The sequence below is a fragment of the Pseudomonas sp. GNP013 genome, assembly GCF_054343995.1.
Map to the genome: position 1 here is coordinate 3,080,254 of NZ_JBTGUT010000001.1, position 13,502 is coordinate 3,093,755.

Here is a 13,502-nt window from a genome sequence, read left to right on the forward strand (position 1 = left end):
AATAACCTTGAAGGGACCGCATTGAATGCCCTGAAGGAAAATGCATGCTCACCGTCTCTCAATTGCGCAATTGCATCGAGGAAGGCCTGTTGCCGCTAACCTGTGAGTTCACCCTGTGCCGGGATGCGTCACTGACCCTCAAGGTCTACGACGCCGAGACCGGCCGGGTGGACTTGGTCGTCACCGGAATTACCACCAACCGGCTGCATACCCCGGAGGAAGTGACCAGAATGGTCGAAGAGCTGCGCTACGAACTGCAAAGCAACACCGTAGGCAAGCTCACGCTGGATGATTGGCCGTCAATCACGCCCCGATAAAACAGCACACCCTCTCCCGACGATAAACTCCCCCCATCTGTAGGAAGGTAACGCGACCCTTGCGGCCGGTTACCTTGATGCAGGACGCTGCGCGATTATTTCTTCGCCGGGGTGATCTCAAGAATGGTGCCGTTGGTGGTCTTGAGCAGTACGTACTTGTCGGCCGCCTTAGCCCACTGGTTGTTTTCACCTGGATCCTTGAGGCCACGTTTTTTCCAGTCTTTTACCGCCGATTCCTCGCGCATCAGGATATCCGGCGCGCGGTCGCCCTCTTTCAAGTCACGGGCATTGATGTTGGAAGGCTGCACGGTTTCCTGGGGGGTATCACCGGCCTGGGCCACAAAGCTGGCAGTGGACAGGCTTGCAGCAACGAGAACGCAGGCAGCTAGGGATCTGGACTTCATGGGTGCTCCTTCAATTAATGACGCGTACCCAGATTCCGACCGCAGCCGCGTGGAATCATTCAGGCCATGTTTTAGTGACAAGCGGGCTTGCCCAGATGCCGCTCAATAAAACGCAAATTCCTTGTGGCGAGCAGGCTTGCCCTGCGTTGGGCTGCGCAGCAGCCCCAAAACCAGTCTCCGCGCAGTATCAGGTATACCGAGGGTTTCTTGATTGGGGGCGCTTCGCCCCCCAACGCGGGGCAAGCCCGCTCGCCACAATAAGCCCACAAATTTTCCTTAACTGAACGGTATTAGGGCTTGTCCTGCGTTGGGCTGCGCAGCAGCCCCAAAGCCAGGCGCTGAGCCGTATCAGGTACACCGCGTTTTGCTCGATTGGGGGCGCTTCGCACCCCAACGCGGGGCAAGCCCGCTCGCCACAATAAGCCCACACATTTTCCTTAACTGAACGGCATTAGGGCTTGCCCGCTCGCCACGGTTCGGCATCGATCCTTGGCACGGGTTGCCCGTATGAAATTTATCCTGTAATTTTTCATGAAATTTATCGACATTAATTTCATGACCCAACAAGAAGAACTCGCTACCCTCGCCGCCCTGATCCACGATCTGCGCAAGCACAAGAAACTCACACTCGCTCAGCTGGCGCAAAAGATCGAGCGATCCGTAGGGTTTCTGTCCCAGGTGGAACGCGGCCTGTCGCGCCCGACCGTGGCGGACCTCACCGCCATCAGCCATGCCCTCGACGTGCCCACCACCTATTTCTACAGCCTGCCCAAGCCCAAGGCGGTGGACTGGGTCACGCGCCCCAACGAGCGGCGCACGGTGTATTACGCCAATGGCATCACCGACATCCTCGTCTCGCCGAGCATGAACGGCGCCTTCTCCATACTCGACAGCCTGCTGGCGCCCGGCGCCAACAGTGGTGAACAGAGCATGAGCGACCGCGCCGAGCAGGCCGGCTTCGTGCTCGAAGGCGAGTTGACGCTGTGGGTGGAGGGCGAGGCCGACAGCGTCACCCTCGGCCCGGGCGACAGTTTCCACCTGGCCAGTTTCGCCCACTGTCGCTACGCCAACCTTACCGATGTGCCTGCCCGCGTGCTGTGGGTGTACAACTAGGAGCAACCCCTGTGAAAACCCCATCCTGCACGTTGCTGGCCGAAGTCCGCGCGTTTCGCCAGAAGTACCCCGATGTGCGCTATGTCGACTTGATCGCTCTGGACATTCCCGGGCATTTCTACGGCAAGCGGTACCCGGTGGAGATGCTCGAAAAAGTCGCCGCCGGCAGCCCCTTGAAGCTGCCCCAGAACGCCGTGCTGCTGGGGGTTCAGGGCGGGCTGTTCAAGATCGGCGATTACTGTTTCAACGATGGCGACCCGGACGCCAATCGCCGCCTGGTGCCGGGCACGCTCAAGCCGGTGAGCTGGGAGTCACAGCCCCTGGGGCAGATGCTGATCACCTCCGACGGCACCGACGCGCCCATCGAGTTCGAACCCCGCGAAGTGCTGGCCAGAGTGTTGCAGCGCTTGCAGAACAAGGGTATTCACCCGGTGGTGGCGTTCGAGCTGGAGTTTTACCTGTTCGATAAAAAGCTCGCCAACGGCCTGCCGCAATTCCCCCGCGACCCGCTGAGCGATGACACCGACGACCAGCCCAACCTGCACATCGAGCGGCTGTCGCGGTTCAGCGCCGTGCTCGACGACATGGCGCAAACCGCCAGGGACCAGGGGATCGACAGCACCGTAATCACTGCCGAGATCGGCCCCGGCCAGTTCGAGATCAATTTCGGCCACTCGGACGACGCCCTGCGCGCCGCCGACTGGGCCGCCCTGTTCTGCCGCAGTACACGCGGCGTGGCGCTCAAGCATGGCTACCGCGCCAGCTTCATGGCCAAGCCCTACCTGCAATTTCCCGGCAGCGGCATGCACGTGCACGTCAGCCTGTACGACGGCGCAGGCAACAACCTGCTGGCCGCGCACCAGCAGCAAGCGCTGCGCCACGCGGTGGCCGGCTGCCTGCAACTGCTGCCCCATTGCATGCCGATCTTCGCCCCCAACCACAACGCCTTGCGCCGCCTAGGCGGCACAGTCAACGCCGCCACCCGCGCCAGCTGGGGCTTCGAAGACCGCGACGCGTGCGTGCGCATCCCCGAGTCCGACCCGCGCAACCTGCGTATCGAACACCGCCTGGCCAGCGCCGACGCCAACCCCTACCTGGTGCTGGCGGCAATCCTGGCCGGACTCGAACACGGGCTTGAAACCCGACAAGAACCCATCGCCCCGCTGAACGACGATCGCAGCAGCGGCACTGGCTTCCCCGTGGAAATGCTCGACGCCGTCCGCGCCATGCAGCCTCACACGGTCGTGCGCGACACGCTGGGCGCAGAGTTCGTTGACGTGTATTGCGAGAACAAGCGCCAGGATCACCTGGCGTTTCAGCAGGAGATTAATGCGCGGGAATATCGCTGGTTTCTCTGAACCTGGCGTTGTTCTTCAGGGACGAAAATCACCTTTTCAGGCGATTACAGGCTTGTGGCGAGCGGGCTTGCCCTAATGCCGTTCAGTTAAGAGCAGACTCCCTGTGGCGAGCAGGCTTGTCCTGCGTTGGGCTGCGCAGCAGCCCCAAAACCAGACGCTGAGCCGTATCAGGTACACCGCGTTTTGCTGGATTGGGGGCGCTTCGCACCCCAACGCGGGGCAAGCCCGCTCGCCACAACAAGAAGCCTGCTTACCACAGAGGCTGCAACTGGCTGCACGACAGCGCCAAGCTTCCCACCTTTTTACCCGGTTTCGTCAGGTAGGCGTGCCGAGCAACAACCCTTGCTCGCGGGCGCACAACTCCACCACGTAATCCCACAACACCCGCAGCCGCACCGATTTATGCAGTTCCCGGCGTGAGCTGATCCAGTAGCTGCGCTGAATGCCTTCCTCCGGTAGCAGCGCGATCAGGTCCGGGTCGCCGGCGGCCATGAAGCATGGCAGTACGGCGATTCCCAAGCCGGAGCGCGCCGCTTGATGCTGGGCGATGACGCTGGTGCTGTGGAATACCACTTTGGGGGTGCGGCAGAAGCTGCTGAGGAATTTGAGCTCCTGGCTGAACAGCAGGTCGTCGACGTAATCGATCCAGGCATGGGCCGCAAGATCTTCGCGCTTTTCAATCGGCGGGTGGCGGTCCAGGTAGGCACGGCTGGCGTAGAGCGCCAGGCGGTAGTCGGTGAGTTTGCGGGTGACCAGTTGGTCGACGCTGGGACGCTCCAGGTGGATGCTGATTTCCGCCTCGCGGTTGAGGATGCTGACGAAGCGCGGCACCGCCACCAGCTCCACTTCCAGGCCTGGATAACGCTCGAACAGGCCGCCCATGCGCCCGGCCAGGAACATCACGCCCAACCCCTCCGCCACGCCCAGGCGAATCTTGCCCAGGGGCGCGGCGGAGTGGGTGAGTTCGTCTTCGGCCAGCAATGCAAGGTTTTCCATGGCTTCGGCGTGCTTGAGCAGCACTTCGCCGGAGGGCGTCAGTTCGTAGCCCTGGGCATGCTGCACAAACAATGCGGTGCCGAGGCTCTTTTCAATCGCTTCGATATGGCGGGCCACCGTGGCATGTGTGGTTTTCAGGCGCTGCGCGGCGGTGAGCAGGCGACCGCTGCGCTGCAACTCGAGAAAAAACCGCAGGTCATTCCAGTCGAACATGTCGCCTCCATTGCGTGGCCTCGGGCAGCGCTGTTTAAAAACGCACAGCAGCTGGGCAAAAACTAACATTTTTAAGACGAAAACTAACAACTAGGATGGAACCAATAAGAAAAACAAGCGAGACCCCAGATGCCTCTTGCAACTGCGCAATACGATTACGTGGTGGTCGGTGCCGGCCCCGCAGGCTGCCTGCTGGCCAATCGACTGTCCGCCAACCCCGCCCACCGCGTCCTGCTGCTGGAAGCCGGTGGCCGCGACAACTACCCCTGGATTCACATTCCCGTCGGCTACCTGTTCTGCATCGGTAACCCGCGCACCGACTGGTGCTTCAAGACCGAAGCACAGGCAGGCCTGCAAGGCCGTGCGCTGAGTTATCCACGGGGCAAGGTGCTGGGCGGCTGCTCGTCGATCAACGGCATGATCTACATGCGCGGCCAGGCCCTGGACTACGACGGCTGGGCGGCCGCCGGCAATCCCGGCTGGGCCTGGAAGGACGTACTGCCGCTGTTCAAGCACAGCGAAAACCATTTTGCCGGTGGCTCGGAGTTCCACAATGACGGCGGCGAATGGCGCGTTGAGCAGCAGCGCTTGCACTGGCCGATCCTCGATGCCTTTCGCGATGCGGCGGCGCAAAGTGGCATCGCCTCGGTCAGTGATTTCAACCAGGGTGACAATGAAGGCTGCGGATATTTCCAGGTCAACCAGAAAGCCGGGGTGCGCTGGAACGCGGCCAAGGCGTTTCTCAAACCCGTCCGCCAGCGACCCAACCTCACCGTGTTGACCGACGTGGAAGTCGACCGCGTGGTACTCGAAAACGGCCGTGCGTCAGCGGTGGTCGGCCGTCAACATGGCCAGCAGATAACCTGGAAAGCGCACAAGGAAATCGTGTTGTGCGCAGGTGCCGTGGGCTCGCCGGGCATCCTGCAGCGTTCGGGCATTGGCCCCTCCAGCGTGCTCAAGCCGTTGGGCATCGAGGTGCTGCATGAATTGCCGGGCGTCGGCGGCAATCTGCAGGACCACCTGCAACTGCGGCTGATCTACAAACTGGAAAACGCCCGCACCCTCAACCAGATCGCCGGCACCGTGTGGGGCAAGATGGGCATGGGCCTTCAATACCTGTATGACCGCAGCGGCCCGCTGTCGATGGCGCCCAGCCAGCTCGGCGCATTTGCCCGCTCGGGGCCCGAACAGACCTCGGCCAACCTTGAATACCACGTGCAGCCGCTGTCCCTGGAGCGCTTCGGTGAGCCTTTGCACGGGTTTCCGGCGTTTACCGCGTCGGTCTGCGACCTGCGCCCGCAGAGCCGCGGGCGTATCGATATTCGTTCGGCCAACCCGGCAGATGCGCCGCTGATCCAGCCCAATTACCTGAGCCATCCCGAAGACCTGCGCGTGGCCGCCGACGCCATTCGCCTGACCCGACGCATCGTCGCCGCACCGGCGCTGAGCCAGTTCAAACCGGTGGAATACCTGCCGGGCGAGGCGTTGCAGACCGAAGAACAACTGCACGAAGCCGCCGCCCGTATCGGCACGACGATCTTCCACCCGGTGGGCACCTGCCGCATGGGCAGCGACAAAGACGCCGTGGTCGACGCGCAACTGCGAGTACACGGCGTACCGGGGCTGCGCATTGCCGACGCCTCAATCATGCCGCGCATCACCTCCGGCAACACCTGCTCACCCACGCTGATGATTGCCGAGAAGGCTGCGCAGCTGATCCTTTCACCGCCCACAAGGAGCCTCGCCCCGGAGAAAGAACGGGTTCATGCAATCTGAACAGCGGCGTCACCTTTGACGCCGACAGTGGAACAACAATAAATAATCACTGTGAGGACTACCCGATGTCAGAACATGCTCAACCGCTCGGCGCCGCACTGCCTGCCAGCGCCGGTAACGACTCCAGAAAAGTCATCTTCGCCTCCTCCCTCGGCACAGTGTTCGAGTGGTATGACTTTTTCCTCTACGGCGCCCTGGCGGCCGTGATCAGCAAGCAATTCTTTGCCGGGGTCAACGACACCACGGCGTTTATCTTTGCCTTGATGGCCTTCGCCGCAGGATTTGTGGTACGCCCGTTCGGCGCGCTGGTGTTCGGCCGCCTGGGCGACATGATCGGGCGCAAATACACGTTTCTGGTCACCATCATTTTGATGGGCGTGGCCACGTTCTGCGTCGGGCTGTTGCCGACCTACGCCAGCATCGGCATCGCGGCGCCGATCATCCTGATCGTGCTGCGCATGCTGCAAGGCCTGGCACTGGGCGGCGAATACGGCGGCGCTGCGACCTACGTGGCCGAGCACGCACCCGCAGGCAAACGCGGCCTGCACACCAGTTGGATCCAGTCCACCGCCACCCTCGGCCTGCTGCTGTCGCTGCTGGTGGTGCTGGCCTGCCGTTACTTCACGGGCGATCAATTCGAAGTGTGGGGCTGGCGCATACCGTTCCTGTTCTCCATCGTGCTGCTGGGCATTTCCACCTGGATCCGCATGAGCCTGCATGAGTCGCCGGCCTTTCTGAAGATGAAAGAGGAAGGCAAGGCCAGCAAGGCGCCGATCCGCGATTCCTTCGGCAAATGGGAAAACCTCAAGGTGGTGCTGATCGCCCTGTTCAGCATCAACGGCGGGCAAGCGGTGACCTTCTACGCGGCGCAGTTCTATGTGCTGTTCTTCCTGACCCAGTTCCTGAAAATGGACCCGGCCCTGGCCAACATGCTGCTGATCATCAGCGTGGTGATCGGTGCGCCGTTCTTTATCTTCTTTGGCTGGCTGTCGGACAAGGTCGGGCGCAAGCCGGTGCTGATGCTCGGCCTGCTGCTGGCAACCGTGCTGTACTTCCCGATCTTCAAGAGCCTGGCGCACTACACCAACCCGGCCATGGACCAGGCCAGCCGACAGGCGCCGATCACCGTACTGGCCGACCCCGCCACCTGCACGTTTCAGTTCGACCCGGTGGGCAAGGCGCGGTTTGACAGCCCCTGCGACAAGGTCAAGACCTTCCTGGTCAAACAGGGCCTGCCCTACACCAGCGCTGCCGCACCGGCCGGAAGCCCAGTGCAGGTGAGCGTGGGTGACGTGCGCATCGATGGCTTCGACGAAGCCGCCCTGCGCGGCGCGGTGACCCTGGCCGGCTACCCGAGTTCGGCGGATGCGGCCCAGGTGAACAAGGTGATGGTGGTGGTGCTGATCGTCGCACTCATCCTGATCGCGGCCATGTGCTACGGCCCGCTGGCGGCACTGATGGTGGAGCTGTTCCCGACGCGCATCCGCTACACCTCGATGTCCCTGCCCTATCACATTGGTAACGGCTGGTTCGGCGGGTTCCTGCCGACGGTGTCGTTTGCGTTGGTGGTGTACACCGGGGATATTTTCTACGGGTTGTGGTATCCGGTGGTAGTGACGGGTGTGAGCCTGATCGTAGGGCTGTTCTGCCTCAAGGAAACGCGCCACGTCGACATCGATAACAACTGATTGATCGGTGGAAATCCCTGTGGGAGCAAGCCTCTCCCACAGGGTTTTGCAATGAATACACAAATAGCTGTACATCCATACAGATAATGGTTGCTCAATTGCCTTCGACTAAGCATCCTGCAAGGCATCAACCCAAGCTGATGTGATGACCATGCGGCTGTACCTCTGTGAAAAACCTTCCCAGGCCAAGGATATCGCGGCCGTGCTCGGCGCCAGTCGCCGCGGCGACGGTTGCTGGCTGGGCACTGGAGTCACCGTCACCTGGTGCATCGGCCATCTGCTGGAAACAGCTCCGCCCGACGCCTACGACGCCAAATACAAGCGCTGGGTACTGGCCGACCTGCCGATCGTCCCGGAAAAATGGAAAATGCAGGTCAAGCCCAGGACCGCCAGCCAGTTCAAGGCAGTCAAGCGCCTGCTGGGGGAAGCCCAGGAACTGATCATTGCCACTGACGCGGACCGTGAGGGCGAGATGATCGCGCGTGAGCTAGTGGAGCATTGCCGTTATCGCGGGCCGATCCAGCGGCTGTGGCTGTCGGCGCTGGACGACGCCTCCATCCGCAAGGCCCTTGCCGCGCTCAAGCCCGGCGCCGAAACCTTCAGCCTGTACCACTCGGCCCTGGGTCGCTCGCGCGCCGACTGGCTGATCGGCATGAACATGAGCCGCCTGTTTACCTTGCTGGGTCGTCAATCCGGTTATCAGGGCGTGTTGCCGGTCGGTCGCGTACAAACCCCGACCCTGCGCCTGGTGGTGGACCGCGACCGCAGCATCGCCGATTTCGTCCCGGTGGCGTACTGGGCCATCGATGTCGACCTGCGCCACGACGCCATCACCTTCACTGCTCAGTGGCGTGCCGCAGAGGATGCCTGTGACGACCAGGGCCGCTGCCTCAACCCGCAAATCGCCCGTGACGCCGCCCAAGCGATGACCCAGGCCGCCAGCGCCCGGCTGGTGAAGCTGCGCACCGAGCGCATGCGTGAGGTGGCGCCCCTGCCCTTCGACCTGGGCACCCTGCAGGAAATCTGCTCGAAGAAGCTCGGCCTCGGCGCCCAGGAAACCCTGGATATCGCTCAATCCCTCTACGAGACGCACAAGGTCATCACCTACCCGCGCAGCGACTGCGGCTACCTGCCCTTGAGCCAGCACAGCGACGCGCCGAAGATTCTCGCGGCGCTGGGCCGCGCGGATGCCGCGGTGAACGAGCTGATGCCCCATATCGACCCCCAGCGCCGCTCGCGGGCCTGGAACGACAGCAAGGTCAGCGCCCACCATGGCATCATTCCCACCGGGGCCGGCAAGGATGTCGGGCAACTCGCCGGCAAGCAGCGAGCGGTGTACACGCTGATTCGTGCGCGTTACCTGGCGCAGTTCCTGCCCAACCATGAATACGATCGTACCCAGGCCGATTTCGACTGCGCCGGCCAGGCGTTGCGTGCGGTGGGCAAGGTAGTGATCGAGCCGGGCTGGAAGCGCGCCCTGCCCGAAGCACTGGCCCCCGCCAAAGGCCGCGAAACCCCTGCGCCCCAGGCGTTGCCGATGCTGGCGCAAGGTCGGGACTACGCGGTGGCCAGGGTCAACCTCAAGGACCTGTGGACCCAACCGCCCAAGCCGTTCACCGAAGGCGACCTGATCAAGGCGATGAAGAACGTCGCCAAGCTGGTGCAGGACCCGCTGCTCAAGCAAAAACTCAAGGACACCACCGGCATCGGCACCGAAGCCACCCGCGCCGGGATAATTCAGGGCCTGCTGGACCGCGGTTACCTGGTGAAGAATGGCAAGGCGCTGTCGGCCACGCCGGCGGCGTTCAGCCTGATCGACGCGGTGCCCCGGGCCATTGCCGACCCCGGCACTACCGCCATCTGGGAGCAGGCGCTGGACATGGTGCAAAGCGGCGAAATGAGCCTTGAGGAATTCGTCGCCAAACAAGCGGCCTGGATGAGCAAGCAGGTGGCCCGGTGCAATGGCATGCGCATGACCATCACCGGCCCGGCCAGCCCGGCAGGCCGGGGTGCCACGCCCTGGAAAAACAAACGCAAGAGCGCCCCGCGCAAGGCGGCGACCAGCGCCAAGCGCGCGAAAAAGCCGACCAAAGCAGGTTAAAACACTAAAAAATCCGTTAAATGACGTTTTTCGACGGGTTTAACGCCGCTTTGGACCTTGCCCGGTTGTGAGCCGTCTAGGATTCTGTAGGACCCCCTGACTCACCAACAACAATACCGGAGTGGCCGCCATGAAAACCGTTGCACAACTGCTCAAAGCCAAGGACCAGAAGCATCACGACGTGCATACCATTCAATGGGACCACACCGTGTTTGAAGCGCTGGTGCGCATGTCGGAAAAAAACGTCGGCGCCTTGCCGGTCGTCAAGGACGGTGCGGTGGTAGGGATCATCAGCGAACGTGACTACGCGCGCAAACTCATCCTCAAGGGCCTGTCGTCGGTGACCACACGGGTCGATCAGGTCATGAGTTCGCCGGTCATTACCGTTGAGCCCCATAAAAGTGTCGAGGAGTGCATGAACATCATGACCGACAGTCACCTGCGCCACTTGCCGGTGGTAGAAGATGGCAAGCTGCTGGGCTTGCTGTCCATTGGCGATTTGGTCAAGGAAGCCATTGCCGAACAGACGGACCTGATCAGGCAACTGGAGCAATACATTCGCGGCGAATAGGGGAACCCATGCTCGACACGCTGGAACATCTTGCCGATCAACTCGACACCCTGCACCGGGCGATGAGCGAACGGCGCTTTCTGGTCCTGACCGGTGCGGGGATCAGCACCTCCTCGGGCATCCCCGACTACCGCGACAGCGAAGGCGTGCGCCGTGGCAAGGCGCCGATGATGTACCAGGAATTTCTCGCCACCCCCCAAGCGCGCCGTCGCTACTGGGCGCGGGCGATGCTGGGCTGGCCGAAGGTGCGCATCGCGCAGCCCAACGCGGCCCACCTGGCACTGGCGACCCTGCAACACCGCCAGCGCATCAGCGGGCTGATCACGCAAAATGTCGACACCCTGCATGATCAGGCCGGCAGCCAGGATGTGATCGAGCTGCATGGCAGCCTGCATCGGGTGCTGTGCCTGGATTGCCAGCAGCGCAGCCCGCGCGATGGAATCCAGCGGCAGATGGAGATCGACAATCCCTACCTCGCCCGGGTACATGCCGTGCAATTACCGGACGGCGACACCTTGCTCGACCCCACATTCGAAGAACGCTTCCAGGTGCCCCGATGCCCACGCTGCCATGGCGAGCGGCTCAAGCCCGACGTGGTGTTTTTTGGCGAAAATGTGGCACCGGCTACAGCTGCCAGGGCCATGACGGCGGTGGAGCAAGCCGATGGGCTGTTGGTAGTGGGGTCGTCCTTGATGGCCTATTCGGCGTTTCGTCTGTGCAAAGCAATGGTTGAACAGGACAAGCCGGTGATCGCCATCAATTTAGGCAAGACCCGTGGCGATGAGCTGTTGCAGGTGAAGATTGAAGCGTCCTGTGAGCATTTGCTGCCCTTGCTTGCCGAGCGATTGAGCTAGCAAAAAACACTGCCCATCAAAAATGCCTTGTGGCGAGCAGGCTTGCTCTAATGCCGTTCAGTTAAGCGCAGACTCCCTGTGGCGAGCAGGCTTGTCCTGCGTTGGGCTGCGCAGCAGCCCCAAAGCCAGGCGCCGAGCCGTATCAGGTACACCGCATTTTGCTCGATTGGGGGCGCTTCGCACCCCAACGCGGGGCAAGCCCGCTCTCCACACAGTCGGCTTGCCACAGAGGCGACCCACCGCTCCAAAAATGACGCCAAGGTCACGTTTTTACGCATTCTCCCGTCATCAAAGCATTTTATGTAGTGAGCAAAAATAATCACTACATAATCGTTGACGCGGCGTTTTTGTCCTTGCATGATCTAGACGTCTCCCGCATCGGGAGCGTTGGTAACAGGTGTTTTGAAGACGCTCGTCTGACCGCCGAGCTGTTTTTTCCGGATGTGCACTGCCCACAAGGCAGATTGATGAAGCTGACCTGCCCCGCAAGGGTTGGGTACAGGCGCTCAAATGCTGCCTGTCTTCGTTATGAATGCATTGCGTAGCAGTTCATCAGCAAGACTACATGCATCAGTTTCAAGACCCTGCCCGTATTTGGCAGACCGTCACTGACGCCCGGTTTTTTGAGCCGGAGACAACTAAGCAGTTTTAACGGAATTAACGGATAGATCACCAACTGGTCAAGGGGCTTACACATGAATCTGAATAACCAACCCACTATCGATGAATTGGCTGAGATGTTCGCCGCGCAGAAAGACACACTCGACGACCATATCCTGTGGGTGGAAAAATCGGGCGAAGTGAAAATTGACTGCCTGGCGCCCCACTCCGAAGAAGCCGATTTCGACCGCAGCCACCGAGAGCTGGCGGCGCGCCTGAAGATGTACCGTCGCGGCCAGGGTTATGTCGGCAAGAAAGCAGCCGCCGATCGCAACTTTATCGAGCAGGTATTCGACACAATCAACAATGCGTGGGCCTCTTTCAAAGACAGCTCGCAAGTTAAAGTGATTGATCGCTACTACTAGCCAAGTGCAACTTCAGGGAGCAGGTTTGCCTGCTCCCTGAAGTGACCGTGCCGTCACTCAGAACGTTGGAAACTTTCCCTTCTGCGCCTCATCCCGAAAGATATCAAACAACACTTGCGCCGCCGCCGACAGCTCATGCCCCGGTTTGGTCAACACGCCAATCGGCCGTTCGATCACCGGACCGGTCAAGGTAATGCACCGCGCGCCCGCTTCCTCCATCTGCCCTCTGCATAACGCCGGCACGGCGCTCACGCCCAGGCCACTGGCAACCATCTTGCCCACCGTCGCCAGTTGATGGCTTTCCAGCGCCACCGGCAGCTTCATGTGCAACGCACCGAGGTGCTCCTCCAGCATCACCCGCACCGTGGACGGTCGCTGCAAGGTGATGAATGGGTATTCGAGCAAGGTTCGCCAGTTGATTGCCGTGTGCCGCGCCAAGGGTGAGTCGCCCGGCACTACGGCAATGAAGCGGTCCAGATACAGAGGCGTAAACGCCAATGTTGAACCTTCACCCGGCTCGAACGCCACGCCCAGCTCCACCTGGCGGTCGCGGACCATTTCCAGCACCTGCTCATTGATCAGGTCATGCACGGTCACGTTCACCTGAGGGTAACGCGCGCGGAATAGGGTCAGGATCGGCGGCAGCAGGTTGCCGGCAAACGATGGCATCGCCGCCACGGTCACGCGCCCGCGTTGCAAGGTAAAACGCTGACGCAGTTCGTCTTCGGCATTGTCCCAGTCAGCAATCAACCGGCGCGCCAGCGGCAGGAGGGATTCGCCCTCCGGGGTGAGCGCCACATTGCGCGTGGTGCGGCTGAACAGACGACCGCCCAGGCCTTCCTCCAGCCCTTTGATGGTCAGGCTGAGTGCCGACTGGGACAGGTGCAGGCGCTCACACGCGGCGGCGAAACTCAGGCTTTGCGCCACGGCCAGGAAGGCACGCAGCTGTTTGACGGTCATGACTGCTCCGGGCGACGGCTGGACTATGCTGTTTTCTAAATCAATCAACCTTAAAAAACAACTTAACAAATCAATGCGGCGGCGCAACACTCGGTTCATTGGCTGGCCCACACATAATAAAAGAGG

General features: G+C 61.4%; 12 protein-coding genes. 9 read left to right on the forward strand and 3 right to left on the reverse strand.

What is annotated here, in order from left to right; genetic code table 11:
• Nucleotides 1-44: 44 nt before the first annotated feature.
• Entirely contained in the window at nt 45-317 is a 273-nt protein-coding gene (locus ACXX81_RS13235; RefSeq protein ID WP_057009068.1) for a DUF1652 domain-containing protein, read from the forward strand.
• A gap of 95 nt (nt 318-412) precedes the next feature.
• Here ACXX81_RS13235 and ACXX81_RS13240 read toward each other — a convergent pair whose 3' ends face one another.
• Nucleotides 413-721: an RcnB family protein gene (locus ACXX81_RS13240; RefSeq protein ID WP_057009067.1), complete on the reverse strand. Its 309-nt coding sequence runs from the start codon at nt 719-721 to the stop codon at nt 413-415.
• A gap of 555 nt (nt 722-1,276) precedes the next feature.
• Between ACXX81_RS13240 and ACXX81_RS13245 the strand changes: the two genes are divergently transcribed.
• Together ACXX81_RS13245 and ACXX81_RS13250 are read left to right on the forward strand one after the other, a co-directional pair.
• On the forward strand, nt 1,277-1,834 hold the full coding sequence (locus tag ACXX81_RS13245) for a helix-turn-helix domain-containing protein (RefSeq protein WP_458571858.1): 558 nt from the start codon (nt 1,277-1,279) through the stop codon (nt 1,832-1,834).
• Nucleotides 1,835-1,845: 11 nt separating this feature from the next.
• Entirely contained in the window at nt 1,846-3,192 is a 1,347-nt protein-coding gene (locus ACXX81_RS13250; RefSeq protein WP_209980959.1) for a glutamine synthetase family protein, read from the forward strand.
• 315 nt (nt 3,193-3,507) lie between these two features.
• Here the strand turns inward: ACXX81_RS13250 and ACXX81_RS13255 are convergent, their stop codons facing one another.
• Nucleotides 3,508-4,401: a LysR family transcriptional regulator gene (locus ACXX81_RS13255; RefSeq protein WP_458571859.1), complete on the reverse strand. Its 894-nt coding sequence runs from the start codon at nt 4,399-4,401 to the stop codon at nt 3,508-3,510.
• Nucleotides 4,402-4,530: 129 nt separating this feature from the next.
• Between ACXX81_RS13255 and ACXX81_RS13260 the strand changes: the two genes are divergently transcribed.
• From ACXX81_RS13260 to ACXX81_RS13285, 6 genes are all read left to right on the forward strand, one after another.
• Complete coding sequence (locus tag ACXX81_RS13260) at nt 4,531-6,177, forward strand: GMC family oxidoreductase (RefSeq protein ID WP_209980956.1); 1,647 nt, start codon at nt 4,531-4,533, stop codon at nt 6,175-6,177.
• 65 nt (nt 6,178-6,242) lie between these two features.
• On the forward strand, nt 6,243-7,865 hold the full coding sequence (locus ACXX81_RS13265; RefSeq protein WP_209980953.1) for an MFS transporter: 1,623 nt from the start codon (nt 6,243-6,245) through the stop codon (nt 7,863-7,865).
• Nucleotides 7,866-8,016: 151 nt separating this feature from the next.
• Nucleotides 8,017-9,966 carry a DNA topoisomerase III gene (locus ACXX81_RS13270; RefSeq protein ID WP_458572593.1) on the forward strand — a complete coding sequence of 650 codons (1,950 nt, stop codon included), beginning with the start codon at nt 8,017-8,019 and terminating at the stop codon, nt 9,964-9,966.
• 130 nt (nt 9,967-10,096) lie between these two features.
• On the forward strand, nt 10,097-10,537 hold the full coding sequence (locus tag ACXX81_RS13275; RefSeq protein ID WP_209980949.1) for a CBS domain-containing protein: 441 nt from the start codon (nt 10,097-10,099) through the stop codon (nt 10,535-10,537).
• Between the two features lie 8 nt (nt 10,538-10,545).
• Entirely contained in the window at nt 10,546-11,391 is an 846-nt protein-coding gene (locus ACXX81_RS13280; protein ID WP_458571860.1) for an NAD-dependent protein deacetylase, read from the forward strand.
• A gap of 695 nt (nt 11,392-12,086) precedes the next feature.
• Entirely contained in the window at nt 12,087-12,416 is a 330-nt protein-coding gene (locus ACXX81_RS13285) for a hypothetical protein (protein WP_057009060.1), read from the forward strand.
• A gap of 57 nt (nt 12,417-12,473) precedes the next feature.
• On the opposite strand, the gene ACXX81_RS13290 is transcribed toward ACXX81_RS13285, so the two are convergent.
• On the reverse strand, nt 12,474-13,376 hold the full coding sequence (locus ACXX81_RS13290) for a LysR family transcriptional regulator (RefSeq protein ID WP_458571861.1): 903 nt from the start codon (nt 13,374-13,376) through the stop codon (nt 12,474-12,476).
• Nucleotides 13,377-13,502: the final 126 nt, after the last annotated feature.